The following is a 14,582-nucleotide window of genomic DNA, read 5'->3' on the forward strand; positions in this document are numbered from 1 at the left end:
GGGCGTCATGTAAGGGGGCGTTGTAGCCAGGCTTCGGCTATGGGGCGACCACTACTTCGATGTGAGTGGGGGCGTCTTTGTCGATCGTGAATAAACTATCCAGATCATTGCCTTCCCGGATCGTGAACGTTCTCTTGATGATCACCTCCACACCCGGAACACGGTTGATATCTTTTTCCGGGTTGGAGAGGTGCCCTTTGGAGGTGATCCGGACCGTCGTCACGCTATCGGGTCCGCCATTAGACACATCGTGATTGATGTGGAACTGGGTGTCGTCAGCGCCAAAGTAGTAGCCATCCTGCAGTACCGAACTGCCGTTCAATTCAATGGTGGCCGGGGCTATTGAGCCTTGATGGGCTACTTCGGAAATGCGCGCACGTAGGTCCGCATCAGCAATTGCGCTCTCAAACTGCCTGAGCCTCGCTTGCCTGATGCTTTCGGCCGAACCCGCCGTGGCGTCCAGTTGCAGGGTCTCGGTTAGCCCATTTTCGGTCGAGGTGACGCTGTAGGGATTGCGGTTTATATCCAAAACAAAGTTGGGTGAGTATTCGCTGGCGCTGTGTTCCGTGAGCTGTGCCTTTTCACCCGATTCAACGGAAAATCCAGTCTCGTCGATGTTCCAAAACACTTTGAAATTCGCTCTGGGGCGGCCTCCGCTGACCTCGAAATTGGTAGTGGCGAAGTCGTAGTTGGTTCCCGCTTTGATTTTCAAGAATTCATCGACTCTTGCGGAACCTTCCATCTGTTTGCCGTCGGTATTGAGGAAATGATTGGCAAAGGACGGTGTGGGCTTTATTTCCTCGATTTGTGGGGGTGAGATGCTGCGCCCCCAGGGCAACCTGATACCGCCGTTTCCTTTGGCCGACACCCATTCGCCATTGCCCGAAGAGTGGACAGTCGTCACTGGCAGCCTGGTTTCGCGGTCAATGATCTGCACATAGTTGTTGCTCAGTTTGAAATCCTCCCGGATCTCGTACACCTTGCTGGTGCCGGTTGCGTCGGCGTAGCGGATGAGCCAGCGGTCGGCGCCTGTGCTCGCATCTTTGATCTGATAAATACCCTTGGCGTTGGGTGCAGTGTTTTTGATCAGTTGCTCTCCGTCCGGCACCGCGTGCTGGCTGATGTTCCCCGCTTGGCTGGGGCGCAGCCGGTTGCCAGGCAGTCCTTTAGTTGGAACGCTGATGTCATCGGTATTTTTTGGGGGCTTGGGAGCGTTTACGAACTCAAAGTCGTGTGTCTGCGAGTTTCGCTTCCAGGTGTAATTTTCGGCACTCGGAAGGCCAGTACCCTTGAGGGTGTCACTCAGTCCGGACTCTACAGCGCCTGGAGCAAGTTCATGGGCTAATTGCAGGCTTGATATGACCGCTGCTGCATTGCCTCCCACACGATCTTCTGCCGTCATACCGTAGAGACCATCATGGACGCCGAATACGATGTTGCCCGTGTTGCCAATGACAGGGACGTACCCGAATGTATTACCCCAGAAGTCTTTCGCAGACTTCCAGTCCTGCTGCGAGGAACCAAAGACTTCAGTCTGGTCGGACCATAACGCATTCTTGGCATTCACCGCTTGATAGTGAGAGGCCACGCCATTGTTCAAGGTGCCAAACTTCAACCGATAATCACCGCCTCGGGCTCGGGTGTAGTTAAATAGTTGCGCCGCCGGTATCTCCTCATCTGAAAGAAAGTTGTGATAACCAGGGAAGTGGGCATTGGCTCCTGAGATTAACGTATCAAGCACATAGGCCGCACTTGGCCAGTGCGAATCCTTGCCTCCTTGTATGTCTCGGGTATTAAAACTTCTCAGTAAGTTGGCGTGGTTGTCTTTAGCCCAGCTTGCAAAATCTGCATCACCATGTAATTCATGGACAGAACCATTCTTGATGTCAATCATTAACCCTTGGTTGGGCCGGTGTTCATAATTTCCATCATAAGGGGTGTACGCAATAAAGGCATATCCTGACATTGGATAGCCGTATACGTTTGGAATGATGACTTGCGAGTTGTTGTCCAGGGTGCGCGCGACCGCTTGTTGCCCTTGAGGGCTTAACTTGTTAAAGCTCCCTATATCACTGCGCAGGCTTTGCAATGTTCCTTTTACAACATACGCGTCCGCTTCTCCCGAGATGGCCGCCAGTGGGCCCGAAGGATCGCGCATGGGTTTGGATACTTCATTTTCCCAATGATTTTGAAGGGTTTTACCAACCGACTCCAGTTGGTCGATCTTCCTTTTATCCTTCGCCGCTATATCCATTTCGTTGAAGTTGACCGGGCCGCCCCGTTGCACTTTATCGTGCGCTAAAGCACCTGCTGCAATTTCCCATGCAAAGTAGGTGCGCTCCGACCTGCTGCTCAGGTTTTCCGGCTTTCCCATTCCCGTGTAGGAAGAGAACGTCACTGTGAATTTTTCATGAGGGTCGTACCCCGCGGCCAATAAACCACCGCTGAAGTAGCCGGCGGGCTCCATGAACAGTCGGGCATTCTGGAAGTTAACGCTTCTTTCACCCTGATGGATGCTGGGTATTTTTTCAGTCAGCATCATTACGCGAAAAGCGTAATCATTGATGCGCTGCTTGCGTTCTTGCAGGGTGTAGCCAGCCGAAGGCGCAGATAAAGTGTCTGACCCATAAATCACTCTTGTTTGGACAGCTGCTTCAGGATTGCTGGGCGTGGCCGGACTCGTCGTATGGCGCGAGGTGCCCCTTCCGCTCTCAGTTATATTCTGTGAAGAGGGGGGAGCGCTGATTGAATGAGCATGGTGGCGATGTGCAGGTGGAAGTGGGGACGCTGAATGTATGTTCATTAAAGGCTCATTTTACTCGTGGATGTCATAGTGTTAATCGTCTGTCGCCAAGCAATAGCTTCGGTGTGACTATTGTTTTCAACTGCCGGTATTTTGATGCTGGTTAGATTATGTTTCGCGTCGTTTCCATTGGGTTAACTCTCGCAATCCCATCATCCTTATGAGCGCTCGAATAATGTTTTCTATGTCGATCTATCAGGCATAAGTGTTTGTTCCGACTTCTTGGCGGTGCCTGGTTGCCCTGTGCCTGAATGGAGTTGTGTTGTCATTGAAATTTACGGTTTTCGTGTTTTGCGCCGAAGCATAAAAGTTGTGTGAATGGTTCCTGTTGGTGTGTTCGATTAGTTAAGCAGTGAGTTAGAAGTGGTTGGCTTAACTAAGTGGCAGCCCACAAGGCAACGGTTCAATTTTTATGTTGGCGTTTTATGTGCAATTTATTTTTAAGTATAGGTCTGCTTCGTTCGGGGGCAGCTGTATCGGCATCGCCCTCTTTGATAGCGGTGACCCTATTAAAGTGTGGTTTGTTTGGCGGGCGCCGCTGGGCGTTATTGCATTGATGGAATGACAGGCAAAAAAAAGCGCAGCCATCAGGCTGCGCCGTTTTTATGAATTGAAACGGTTACTGCAAGACTTCGATCACCCCGTCGGCGCTCATGTTGACCTGGCTGGTACCGGCCTCGACTTCCGGCGTCGGTGCAGAATCCATCTCGGCAGCTTTCATCATCATCGCGCCGCGTGCGTAGGGTTGTGGATAACCATTGGTGTTGAAGTTCAGGTTGACGATTTTGTAACCCTTGCCGCCCAAGGCGTCGGTGGCCAGTTGCGCGCGCGCTTTGAAGGCAGCCACCGCGTCCTTGAGCAGGGCGTCTTCGCTGGCCTTGCGGGTGCTGTCGGCGATGGCGAAATCCATGCTGTCCATTTTCAGGGTGCTCAGCAGCTCGCCTGTGAGTTTGGACAGTGCCGGGAAGTCCGCGCTTTCCAGACGCAGTTCGGCACGTTCACGCCAGCCGGTAATTTTCTGGGTCTTGTTGTCGTAGATCGGGTAGCTGTTGCGGCTGCCCTGGCGCAGAGTCACAGCCTTGACTTCACGAGCCTGGCCCAGCGCTGTGTTCATGGCGGTGGTGATAGTGGCGGCGAGTTTGGCCGGGTCACTGTTCTGGGACTCGGTGTAGAGCGTAACGATCATCTTGTCGCGGGCCACTTCCTGGCTGACTTCGGCACGCAGAGAGATCTGGTTGTAATGCAGCTCATCGGCGGCCAGCGCCGGAAGGCTGGCCAGCGCGCTGAGGGTGAGAACGGCTGCACTGCGATTGAAACGAGACATGGAAGCTCCTTGGGATATTCGTGTTCGGTATGACTGTAGACGGCGACGTGGGGTTCTTCGGGTTTACACAATACAAACAAATTGTAGAAGGGCCGTTTGCCAGGCTCAGCGACTGCGCCTTGCCGGGTGGAAGCGGTGGGCCTGTAGCTGAAGTTCCATTTCAGAGCTTCCGTAACCAGCCCTCGGTCCTGCTGTGATCAATTACAGTCATGGGCACCGCCTGAGTGACGCGTGGGAAATGCGCCTTGGGTGGTCCGTCGTTCACAGCGGTTCCTGAATGAATGCCGCAGAATATGTGTGCGAAGGTGCTGTGGCGGTTTGCCGCACGCACCCTGCCATCGTCGTGTCTTGGTTATACTCGACGCGATCTACCCGCTGCGCTCACCGGGAGAGCTCATGCTCGCCGCCGTAAAACTGACTTCCGCCACCCGCCAGAATCTCTGGCGCCTGACGTTTATTCGTACCCTGGTACTGGCCGCACAGGCCGGTTCGGTCGGGCTTGCCTATTGGTTCGACCTGCTGCCGCTGCCGTGGCTACAACTGGGCGTGACCCTCGGTTTCTCTATCGTGCTGTGCGTGTTCACTGCCATCCGCTTGCGCACTACATGGCCGGTGACCGAACTCGAATACGCGCTGCAACTGGCCTGCGATCTGTTTATCCACAGTGTGTTGCTGTATTTCTCCGGTGGCTCCACCAACCCGTTCGTGTCTTATTACCTGGTGCCGTTGACCATCGCCGCCGTGACGTTGCCGTGGCGCTACTCGGTGGTGCTGTCGGGTATCGCCCTGACCCTCTACACCTTGCTGCTGGCACAGTTCTACCCGCTGCAAACGTTCCCAATTGCCCGGGAAAACCTGCAGATCTATGGGATGTGGCTGAGTTTTGCCCTGTCTGCCGCCGTCATTACCTTCTTCGCCGCGCGCATGGCCGAAGAACTGCGCCGCCAGGAAGAACTGCGCGCCATTCGCCGTGAAGAAGGCCTGCGCGACCAGCAACTGCTGGCCGTTGCCACCCAGGCCGCCGGAGCCGCCCACGAGTTGGGTACACCGCTGGCCACCATGAGCGTGCTGCTTAACGAAATGGTTCAGGATCACCCCGATCCTGCGCTGCAAGAAGACCTCGGCGTATTGCGCGAGCAGGTCAAGCAGTGCAAGCAGACTTTGCAGCAATTGGTGCGCGCCGCCGAAGCCAATCGCCGCCTGGCGGTGGAGATGCAGGACGTGACACAGTGGCTCGACGAAGCGCTCAACCGCTGGCACCTGATGCGTCCCGAAGCCAGTTATCGTTTCAGTCTGCTGGGGCAGGGCACCGTACCGCGCATGGCGCCGCCGCCGGACCTGACTCAGGCGCTGCTCAATCTGCTGAACAATGCTGCCGACGCCTGCCCGGAAGGCCTTGGCGTACAGTTGGATTGGGACGCAGAAAACGTGACCATCAGCATTCGTGACCACGGCGCCGGCGTGCCGCTGGCTATTGCCGAGCAGATCGGCAAACCTTTCTTTACCACCAAGGGCAAAGGCTTCGGCTTGGGCCTGTTTTTGAGCAAGGCCAGCGTGACCCGCGCGGGTGGCTCAGTGAAGCTCTATAGTCATGAGGAAGGCGGTACGCTCACCGAGCTGCGCCTGCCCCGTGTTGCACGAGGAGATATCGATGAGTGACGAGATCCAAGTCGAAGGCGAAGAACTGCCGCACCTGCTGCTGGTAGATGACGACGCTACCTTTACCCGCGTGATGGCGCGCGCCATGAGCCGTCGCGGCTTTCGTGTGAGCACCGCAGGTTCGGCTGAAGAAGGCCTGACCATCGCACAGGCCGATTTGCCGGACTACGCCGCGCTCGACCTGAAGATGGACGGCGACTCCGGTCTGGTGCTGCTGCCCAAGTTGCTGGAACTTGACCCGGAAATGCGCGTGGTGATTCTCACCGGTTACTCCAGCATCGCCACCGCCGTCGAGGCCATCAAGCGCGGCGCCTGCAATTACCTGTGCAAACCGGCGGACGCCGACGATGTGCTGGCCGCCTTACTCTCCGAGCATGCCGACCTCGACACCTTGGTGCCGGAAAACCCGATGTCGGTGGACCGCCTGCAGTGGGAGCACATTCAGCGTGTCCTGACCGAGCACGAAGGCAACATCTCCGCTACCGCCCGCGCCCTGGGCATGCACCGCCGCACCCTGCAACGCAAGCTGCAGAAACGTCCGGTACGACGCTGAACCTAGGCTGAACAACCCGCTTCAGGCCGCACGGAGCCCTGAACCGATCAACTATGATCGGTTCAAACGCCTGCCTTCTTTCCTACGAGCCTGAACGATGAATCAGAACGCTGAGTACTCTGCGGTCAACGACGCTGTGCGTGGGCAATTTTTTCGGCGAACCTGGGCGATGATCACGCCCTATTGGCACAGTGAAGAGAAGGGCAAGGCCTGGTTGTTGCTGGCAGCGGTGATCGCCCTGTCGCTGTTCAGCGTGGCGATTTCCGTGTGGCTCAACCACTGGTACAAGGACTTCTACAACGCCCTCGAGAACAAAGACACCGCCGCTTTCTGGCAGCAGATCGGCTATTTCTGCGGCATCGCAGCGGTGGCCATTCTCGCCGCGGTGTATCGTCTTTACCTGACGCAGATGCTGACCATTCGCTGGCGGGCGTGGCTCACTGAAAAGCATTTTGCGCGTTGGCTAAGCCAAAAAAACTACTACCAGCTGGAGCAGGGCGGTTACACCGACAACCCGGACCAGCGTATTTCGGAAGACCTCAATAGCTTCACCTCGAACACGTTAAGTCTTGGCCTCGGGCTGCTGCGCAATGTCGTCAGCCTCGTGTCGTTCTCCGTCATCCTGTGGGGCGTGTCGGGTAGCATTGAGGTGTTCGGCATCACCATCCCCGGCTACATGTTCTGGTGTGCGCTGGTTTACGCCGGTGTCGGCAGTTGGTTGACCCATCTGATCGGTCGCCGCTTGATTGGCTTGAGCAACCAACAACAACGTTTCGAAGCTGACCTGCGTTTCTCCATGGTGCGGGTGCGCGAGAATGCCGAGAGCATTGCCCTGTACAACGGCGAGCCCAACGAGAACCAGCGCTTGAGCGCGCGTTTCGGCAAGGTCTGGCACAACTTCTGGGACATCATGAAGGTGTCCAAGCGCCTGACATTCTTCACCGCAGGCTATGAGCAGATTGCGATTGTCTTTGCATTTGTCGTGGCCGCGCCACGGTACTTTGCCGGCAAGATCGAACTGGGTGAACTCATGCAAATCAACTCGGCGTTCGGCAACGTGCAAAGTAACTTCAGCTGGTTTATCAGCGCTTACACCGACCTGGCCGCCTGGCGTGCTACCAGTGACCGTCTGCTGAGCTTCCAGCAAGCCATGAGTGAAAACGAGCAACGCCCGGCAGCCATAGAGGTCAGCGCGGAGGGCGAGCGTCTGGTAGTGCAGGGCTTGGGCATGAACCTGAGCGATGGTCGCCACTTGCTGACCGATGCCAACATGATTGTTGAACCGGGCCAGCGCCTGATGCTCAGCGGCCGTTCCGGCAGCGGCAAAAGCACCTTGCTGCGCGCGATGGGCCATCTGTGGCTGGAGGGTTACGGCAGCATTCGCATGCCGGCGGCGCGTTATCTGTTCCTTCCGCAGAAGCCCTACCTGCCGATTGGTACGTTGAAATCCGTGTTGAGTTATCCACAGGACGACAGCACCTACCCGGCAGAACGTTATGCACAGGTCCTCCAAACCTGCCGCCTGCCGCACCTGGTCACGCGTTTGGACGAGGCCAACCACTGGCAACGCATGCTTTCACCGGGCGAGCAGCAACGCCTGGCCTTTGCCCGGGCCTTGCTGTTCGCGCCGCAATGGCTGTACATGGACGAAGCGACTTCCGCGATGGATGAAGAGGATGAGGCGACGCTGTATAAGGCGCTGATTGATGAGTTGCCGGGGCTGAGCATTGTCAGTGTCGGCCACCGCAGCAGCCTCAAGCGCTTCCATGGGCGGCATGTGCGCATCGAGGCAGGGTGGCTTCAAGAACAGCCCGTGGCCTGAAAACCAATGTGGGAGGGGGCTCGCCCCCGATAGCTGTGTGTCAGTCTGCACATGTATCAACTGATCTACCGCTATCGGGGGCAAGCCTCCTCCCACAAGAGCGAGGCCCAACAAAAAGCCCGGTTGATCATCGATCAACCGGGCTTTTTCTATCGCTTGAAAATAACTTACTTCTTCAAGCCGTAATGCTCATCCAACATCCCTGGGGCATTTGGCGTTTTTGGCGCGTAGTCCCTTGGTGGCTCCTGGTTTTCCCGAGGTGGGGTCAGTCGTTCCCGCGGAGTTTGCGGTGCATCGGAATGCAGCGCAGCCAGCAGACGCTGACGAGTGATGTCGTCGAGGGCGAGGCGATTGGCGCCATCGGCGAGATGATCCTGTACTTCCTGATAGCTCTGAGTGAGCTTCTTGACCAGGTTTGCGGTGCTGTTGAAGTGGGTAACAACCTCGTTCTGATAACTGTCAAAACGTTCCTGAATGTCATCCAACTGACGCTGCGTGCGGTTAGGCGCGGCATTCGGCAGCAGGCGAGCAACCAGGAATCCAATGGCGACACCGGCAACCAGGGCAAGAGTCGGCAACAACCAAACTAAGAGCGAGTGTTCCACGAGTCCTTCCTCTATAAACGGCTTTGCTTTACGTTAACGGCTCAAACCTGCGCTGTATACCGCGATTAAGCTCGCAATGATGCCATGCACAGACTTTTAGCTAGACGAGTCGACCCTTTGAGAGGTCACGGAGTTCATTCCTTGCTCATGCGTGAAACCCCCGTTTTGATCGATGGCCCGGTAGGCCAATTGGAAGCCCTGTACCTGGATCACCCCGAGCCACGTGGCCTGGCGCTGATCTGCCACCCTAATCCGGTGCAGGGCGGGACCATGCTCAATAAAGTCGTTTCGACCCTGCAACGTACCGCCCGCGACGCCGGTTTGATTACGCTGCGTTTTAATTACCGTGGCGTCGGTGCGAGTGCCGGTACCCACGACATGGCCACTGGCGAAGTCGACGATGCTGAAGCGGCCGCTACCTGGCTGCGGGAAAAACATCCCGGACTGCCGATGACCTTACTTGGTTTTTCCTTCGGTGGTTATGTGGCAGCCAGCCTCGGTGGTCGCCTGGAAGCCAAGGGCGAAAAACTCGCACACCTGTTTATGGTCGCTGCCGCTGTGATGCGCCTGCGCGACACGGATGTACTGCCCCAAGGCTGCCCGTTGACCCTGATCCAGCCGGAAACCGACGAAGTGGTCGAGCCGCAACTCGTCTACGACTGGTCCGCGGCTCTGAATCGCCCCCATGAGCTGCTGAAAGTGGCAGAATGCGGACACTTTTTTCATGGCAAGCTGACCGATCTCAAGGATCTGGTACTGCCGCGCCTCTCGAATTGATAGCAGTCTGATAAGCGATTACCCATGACGACTCGTACCCGTATCCTCACCGGCATCACCACCACTGGCACGCCGCACCTGGGCAACTACGCCGGTGCGATCCGCCCGGCGATCCTGGCCAGCCAGGACGCCAACGCCGATTCCTTCTACTTCCTGGCCGACTACCACGCCCTGATCAAATGCGATGACCCGCAGCGCATCCAGCGCTCGCGCATGGAAATCGCTGCGACCTGGCTGGCCGGTGGCCTGGATGTGGATCGAGTGACCTTCTACCGGCAGTCCGACATTCCAGAGATCCCCGAGCTCACCTGGCTGCTGACCTGCGTCGCCGCCAAGGGCCTGCTCAACCGCGCCCACGCCTACAAGGCCTCGGTGGACAAGAACGTGGAAACCGGCGAAGACCCGGACGCGGGCATCACCATGGGCTTGTACAGCTATCCGGTGCTGATGGCGGCCGACATCCTGATGTTCAACGCGCACAAAGTGCCGGTCGGCCGTGACCAGATCCAGCACGTGGAAATGGCCCGCGACATCGGCCAGCGGTTCAACCACCTGTTCGGTAACGGCAAAGAATTCTTCACCATGCCCGAGGCGTTGATCGAAGAAAGCGTCGCCACCTTGCCGGGCCTGGACGGCCGCAAGATGTCCAAGAGCTACGACAACACCATCCCGTTGTTCACCAGCGCCAAGGACATGAAAGACGCCATCTCGCGGATCGTCACCGATTCGCGCGCACCCGGCGAAGCCAAGGACCCGGACAACTCGCACCTGTTCACCCTCTATCAGGCGTTTGCCAGCAAGGCCCAGGAAGAAGAGTTCCGCGGCGAGTTGCTGCAAGGCCTTGGCTGGGGCGAGGCCAAGAGTCGTCTGTTCCAGCTGTTGGACGGCCAACTGGGCGAAGCCCGCGAACGCTATCATCAACTGATGTCGCGCCCGTCGGACATGGAAGACCTGCTGCTGGTCGGCGCCAAGAAGGCCCGTGCCGTGGCCGCACCTTTCCTCGCTGAGTTGCGTGAGGCGGTTGGCTTGCGTTCATTCGTCGAGCAGGCTGCTGCTCCCGTCAGCACCAAGAAGAAAGCCGCAAAAGCAGCGCGCTTTGTGAGCTTTCGCGAAGACGACGGCAGCTTCCGCTTCCGCCTGTTGGCTGCCGATGGCGAGCAACTGCTGCTGTCGCGCAACTTTGCCGACGGTAAAGCCGCTGGCGCAGTGACCAAGCAGCTGCAAAGTGGCGTGATGCTGGACGTGCGTCCTGAAGCCTTGGGCTTCAGCGTTTGGCTGGACGGCGCGGCCGTGGCCGACAGCGCTCAGTTCGCCGACAGCGCGACCCGCGATGCCGCCATCCAAGCGTTGCGCATCGCGTTGACCCCAATCGAGGATTAACCCGACCAAGGGTTGATTGCCATTATCCAGGGCCGTCGTTACAGTGACGGCCCGTTTTTGTTGCCTTGCTAACGAAATTATGACGCCCCTAGAACGATATCAAGCTGATCTGAAACGCCCTGAGTTCTTCCATGACGCGGCCCAGGAAACGGCGGTGCGTCATTTGCAACGTCTGTACGACGACCTGGTTGCGGCCTCGCAAAGCAAGCCAGGGATGCTCAGCAAGCTGTTTGGCAAGAAAGACCATGCGCCGGTCAAAGGTCTGTATTTCTGGGGCGGCGTGGGCCGTGGCAAGACCTATCTGGTCGACACCTTCTTCGAAGCGCTGCCGTTCAAGGAAAAGGTCCGCACCCACTTCCACCGCTTCATGAAGCGTGTGCACGAAGAGATGAAGACCCTGCCGGGTGAGAAAAACCCGCTGACCATCATCGCCAAGCGCTTCTCCGATGAAGCGCGGGTGATCTGCTTCGATGAATTCTTCGTCTCCGATATCACCGACGCCATGATCCTTGGCACCCTGATGGAAGAGCTGTTCAAGAACGGCGTGACCCTGGTCGCCACCTCGAACATCGTGCCGGACGGCTTGTACAAAGACGGCCTGCAACGTGCGCGCTTCCTGCCAGCCATCGCGTTGATCAAGCAGAATACCGAGATCGTCAACGTCGACAGCGGTGTTGACTACCGCCTGCGCCATCTGGAGCAAGCGGAGCTGTTCCACTTCCCGCTGAATGAAGCCGCCCACGAAAGCCTGCGCAAAAGCTTTCGCGCGCTGACGCCGGAATGCACCCAGGCGGTGGAAAACGACAAGCTGATGATCGAGAACCGCGAAATCATCGCACTGCGTACCTGCGATGACGTGGCCTGGTTCGAATTCCGCCAATTGTGCGACGGTCCGCGTAGCCAGAACGACTACATCGAACTGGGCAAGATCTTCCACGCGGTGATCTTGAGCGGCGTGGAGCAGATGAGCGTCACCACCGACGACATCGCGCGCCGTTTTATCAACATGGTCGATGAGTTCTACGACCGTAACGTGAAGCTGATCATCTCGGCGGAAGTCGAGCTCAAGGACCTGTATACCGGCGGCCGCTTGAACTTTGAGTTCCAGCGCACACTGAGTCGCTTGCTTGAGATGCAGTCCCACGAGTTCCTGTCGCGCGGGCACAAACCCTAAGACCGACACAGTAAAAAATGCGGGAGGGGGCTTGCCCTCGATAGCGGTCTTTCAGTAGCAGATGCACTGACTGATCCGCCGCTATCGGGAGCAAGCCCCCTCCCGCATTTGCTTACGCGGCCTGCTGGAACTGCTGGCGATATTGGTTTGGTGACAACTCAGTGTGTTGCCTGAACAACCGCGCAAAGAAACTCGCATCGTCGTAACCCACCTCATAACTGATGGTCTTGATGCTCTTGCGGCTGCCCGAGAGTAGGCCTTTGGCCGTCTCGATACGCAGTCGTTGCAGGTAATGCAGCGGCTTATCGCCGGTGGCGGTCTGGAAGCGCCGCATGAAGTTGCGGATGCTCATGCCGTGCTCCCGTGCGACGTCTTCGAAGCGGAATTTGTCGGCAAAATGCTCTTCGAGCCAATGCTGGATCTGCAGGATGATCACGTCCTGGTGCAGCTTCTGCCCACCAAAGCCGATACGCCCCGGCGAGTAGCTGCGCTGCACTTCGTAGAGAATGTCACGGGCCACGGCCTGGGCGATGTTGGCGCCGCAGAAGCGTTCGATCAGGTAGATATACAGGTCGCACGCCGAGGTAGTGCCACCGGCGCAATACAGGTTGTCGGCGTCGGTGAGGTGCTTGTCCTGGTTGAGCTGGACCTTGGGAAAGCGTTCGCTGAATGCATTGAAGAAGCGCCAGTAGGTGGTCGCCTCCTTGCCATCGAGCAGTCCAGCTTCGGCCAGCCAGAACACCCCGGTGGCTTCGCCACAGAGCACGGCGCCGCGAGCGTGTTGATCACGCAGCCACGGCAGCACTTGGGGGTAGCGGGTGCACAGGGCGTCGAAGTCATCCCAGAAGGCCGGTAATACGATGATGTCGGCGTCTTCGAGGCCGCCGTCCACGGGCATGATCACATCGCTGAAGCTGCGCACCGATTGCCCATCCGGGCTCACCAGGCGTGTTTCAAACGCCGGCGTCAGGCCCAGGCCTTGCTGTTTGCCATAACGCAGGCTTGCGAGGTGGAAGAAATCCTTGGCTTGCATGAGGGTCGAAGCGAATACCCGATCAATGGCCAAAATGCTGACGCGCCTCAGGGGCGTGGAGATTTGGTTAGACATAATTTCATTTATTCTTATAGGGGAAAGTGGTCACCAGACGGCTGGATCGTCTTATTTTTTGTCGCATGTGTCCAGTGTCCTGTCATGCTTTCGCGGCATAGGCTCTGTGGGCTTGTTTTTGTCCGACAATCCACGCAGGTGACCCATGATTCCCAGAACTTTGTTCAGCCCGGAGCACGAACTCTTTCGCGAGAGCGTGCGCACCTTCCTCGAAAAAGACGCTGCGCCGTTCCATGGGCAATGGGAAAAACAGGGGTATATCGACCGCACTCTATGGAGCAAGGCAGGGGAGGCGGGGATGCTGTGCTCCCATCTTCCAGAGGCGTATGGCGGGTTGGGTGCGGACTTTCTCTACAGTGCGGTGGTGATTGAGGAGATCAGTCGGTTGGGCCTGACCGGTATTGGTTTCTCTCTGCATTCGGACATCGTCGCGCCTTATATCCTGCATTACGGCAGTGAGGCGCTGAAGCACAAATACCTGCCCAAATTGATCTCCGGCGAGATGGTCACCGCCATCGCGATGACCGAGCCGGGTGCCGGTTCCGACCTGCAAGGGGTCAAGACCACCGCCGTGCTGGATGGCGACGAGTATGTGATCAACGGCTCCAAGACCTTTATCACCAACGGCTATCTGGCCGAGCTGGTAATCGTCGTGGCCAAGACCGATCCCAAGGCCGGCGCGAAGGGTACCAGCCTGTTTCTGGTGGAGGCTGACACGCACGGCTTCGCCAAGGGCAAGCGGCTGGAGAAGGTCGGCATGAAGGCCCAGGACACCTCGGAGCTTTTCTTCCAGGACGTGCGGGTGCCCAAGGAAAACTTGTTGGGCCAGGCGGGCATGGGCTTCGCCTACTTGATGCAGGAACTGCCCCAGGAGCGATTGACCGTGGCCATCGGCGCGATCACCTCAGCCGAAGCGGCGTTGCAATGGACGCTGGAGTACACCCGTGAACGCAAAGCGTTCGGCAAAGCGATTGCCGATTTCCAGAACACGCGGTTCAAGTTAGCGGAGATGGCGACTGAGATTCAGATCGGCAGAGTGTTTGTCGATAAATGCATGGCGCTGCACCTGGAGGGCAAGCTGGATGTGCCTACAGCTGCGATGGCTAAGTACTGGGCCACTGACCTGCAATGCAAGGTGCTCGACGAATGCGTGCAGTTGCACGGCGGTTACGGCTTTATGTGGGAGTACCCGATTGCACGAGCCTGGGCGGATGCTCGGGTGCAGCGGATTTATGCGGGAACCAATGAGATCATGAAGGAGATCATTGCGCGGGCGCTTTGATTTTTTGCTGGTCTTGGAGCGTCATCGGGGGCGAGCCCCCTCCCACATGTGGAGTGCATGCCAATGTGGGAGGGGGCTTGCCCCCGATAGCGGTC

General features: G+C 57.6%; 11 protein-coding genes. 7 read left to right on the forward strand and 4 right to left on the reverse strand.

Features of this window, described 5'->3' with window-relative positions; genetic code table 11:
• Window positions 1-37: 37 nt before the first annotated feature.
• Together ACEN2T_RS07635 and ACEN2T_RS07640 are read right to left on the reverse strand one after the other, a co-directional pair.
• Window positions 38-2,542: a hypothetical protein gene (locus tag ACEN2T_RS07635; protein ID WP_442116528.1), complete on the reverse strand. Its 2,505-nt coding sequence runs from the start codon at window positions 2,540-2,542 to the stop codon at window positions 38-40.
• 880 nt (window positions 2,543-3,422) lie between these two features.
• Entirely contained in the window at window positions 3,423-4,127 is a 705-nt protein-coding gene (locus ACEN2T_RS07640; protein WP_095183826.1) for an SIMPL domain-containing protein, read from the reverse strand.
• A 396-nt stretch (window positions 4,128-4,523) separates the two neighbouring features.
• On the opposite strand from ACEN2T_RS07640, the gene ACEN2T_RS07645 reads away from it, so the two are divergent.
• The 3 genes from ACEN2T_RS07645 (at window position 4,524) to ACEN2T_RS07655 (ending at window position 8,161) form a co-directional block, all read left to right on the forward strand.
• A complete protein-coding gene (locus ACEN2T_RS07645; protein ID WP_032886234.1) occupies window positions 4,524-5,786 on the forward strand; it encodes an ATP-binding protein in 1,263 nt (420 codons plus the stop codon).
• Window positions 5,779-6,339 carry a response regulator transcription factor gene (locus tag ACEN2T_RS07650; protein ID WP_003171731.1) on the forward strand — a complete coding sequence of 187 codons (561 nt, stop codon included), beginning with the start codon at window positions 5,779-5,781 and terminating at the stop codon, window positions 6,337-6,339. The genes ACEN2T_RS07645 and ACEN2T_RS07650 overlap by 8 nt, the downstream gene beginning before the upstream one ends.
• A gap of 97 nt (window positions 6,340-6,436) precedes the next feature.
• Complete coding sequence (locus ACEN2T_RS07655; RefSeq protein ID WP_442116529.1) at window positions 6,437-8,161, forward strand: ABC transporter ATP-binding protein/permease; 1,725 nt, start codon at window positions 6,437-6,439, stop codon at window positions 8,159-8,161.
• A 167-nt stretch (window positions 8,162-8,328) separates the two neighbouring features.
• Here the strand turns inward: ACEN2T_RS07655 and ACEN2T_RS07660 are convergent, their stop codons facing one another.
• Window positions 8,329-8,766 carry a YhcB family protein gene (locus tag ACEN2T_RS07660; protein ID WP_032886236.1) on the reverse strand — a complete coding sequence of 146 codons (438 nt, stop codon included), beginning with the start codon at window positions 8,764-8,766 and terminating at the stop codon, window positions 8,329-8,331.
• 147 nt (window positions 8,767-8,913) lie between these two features.
• Between ACEN2T_RS07660 and ACEN2T_RS07665 the strand changes: the two genes are divergently transcribed.
• The 3 genes from ACEN2T_RS07665 to zapE all read left to right on the forward strand — a co-directional run bounded on the left by ACEN2T_RS07665 (window position 8,914) and on the right by zapE (window position 12,097).
• On the forward strand, window positions 8,914-9,543 hold the full coding sequence (locus ACEN2T_RS07665; RefSeq protein WP_095183828.1) for an alpha/beta hydrolase: 630 nt from the start codon (window positions 8,914-8,916) through the stop codon (window positions 9,541-9,543).
• 24 nt (window positions 9,544-9,567) lie between these two features.
• Window positions 9,568-10,923, forward strand: a complete 1,356-nt coding sequence (locus ACEN2T_RS07670; RefSeq protein WP_122755587.1) for a tryptophan--tRNA ligase — start codon at window positions 9,568-9,570, stop codon at window positions 10,921-10,923.
• Between the two features lie 79 nt (window positions 10,924-11,002).
• The gene (zapE, locus tag ACEN2T_RS07675) at window positions 11,003-12,097 is read left to right on the forward strand and encodes a cell division protein ZapE (RefSeq protein WP_032886239.1); all 1,095 of its coding nucleotides are present in this window, start codon (window positions 11,003-11,005) and stop codon (window positions 12,095-12,097) included.
• Between the two features lie 112 nt (window positions 12,098-12,209).
• Here zapE and ACEN2T_RS07680 read toward each other — a convergent pair whose 3' ends face one another.
• Window positions 12,210-13,130: a GlxA family transcriptional regulator gene (locus ACEN2T_RS07680; RefSeq protein ID WP_177326430.1), complete on the reverse strand. Its 921-nt coding sequence runs from the start codon at window positions 13,128-13,130 to the stop codon at window positions 12,210-12,212.
• Window positions 13,131-13,350: 220 nt separating this feature from the next.
• Here ACEN2T_RS07680 and ACEN2T_RS07685 point away from each other — a divergent pair, with 220 nt between their 5' ends.
• Window positions 13,351-14,487, forward strand: coding sequence for an acyl-CoA dehydrogenase family protein (locus tag ACEN2T_RS07685; protein WP_099601127.1), 1,137 nt, complete (start codon window positions 13,351-13,353; stop codon window positions 14,485-14,487).
• Window positions 14,488-14,582 lie beyond the last annotated feature (95 nt).

The organism is Pseudomonas sp. W22_MBD1_FP4 (genome assembly GCF_052113765.1).
Classification (GTDB): Bacteria; Pseudomonadota; Gammaproteobacteria; order Pseudomonadales; family Pseudomonadaceae; genus Aquipseudomonas; species Aquipseudomonas sivasensis.

What these genes read in the sequence shown, in the direction of transcription:
- ACEN2T_RS07655 (WP_442116529.1), top strand. Translation starts at nt 6,437, where the DNA reads ATGAATCAGAACGCTGAGTACTCTGCGGTCAACGACGCTGTGCGTGGG.
- ACEN2T_RS07635 (WP_442116528.1), bottom strand. Translation starts at nt 2,542, where the DNA reads ATGATGCTGACTGAAAAAATACCCAGCATCCATCAGGGTGAAAGAAGC.
- zapE (WP_032886239.1), top strand. Translation starts at nt 11,003, where the DNA reads ATGACGCCCCTAGAACGATATCAAGCTGATCTGAAACGCCCTGAGTTC.
- ACEN2T_RS07645 (WP_032886234.1), top strand. Translation starts at nt 4,524, where the DNA reads ATGCTCGCCGCCGTAAAACTGACTTCCGCCACCCGCCAGAATCTCTGG.
- ACEN2T_RS07640 (WP_095183826.1), bottom strand. Translation starts at nt 4,127, where the DNA reads ATGTCTCGTTTCAATCGCAGTGCAGCCGTTCTCACCCTCAGCGCGCTG.
- ACEN2T_RS07680 (WP_177326430.1), bottom strand. Translation starts at nt 13,130, where the DNA reads ATGCAAGCCAAGGATTTCTTCCACCTCGCAAGCCTGCGTTATGGCAAA.
- ACEN2T_RS07670 (WP_122755587.1), top strand. Translation starts at nt 9,568, where the DNA reads ATGACGACTCGTACCCGTATCCTCACCGGCATCACCACCACTGGCACG.
- ACEN2T_RS07665 (WP_095183828.1), top strand. Translation starts at nt 8,914, where the DNA reads ATGCGTGAAACCCCCGTTTTGATCGATGGCCCGGTAGGCCAATTGGAA.
- ACEN2T_RS07650 (WP_003171731.1), top strand. Translation starts at nt 5,779, where the DNA reads ATGAGTGACGAGATCCAAGTCGAAGGCGAAGAACTGCCGCACCTGCTG.
- ACEN2T_RS07685 (WP_099601127.1), top strand. Translation starts at nt 13,351, where the DNA reads ATGATTCCCAGAACTTTGTTCAGCCCGGAGCACGAACTCTTTCGCGAG.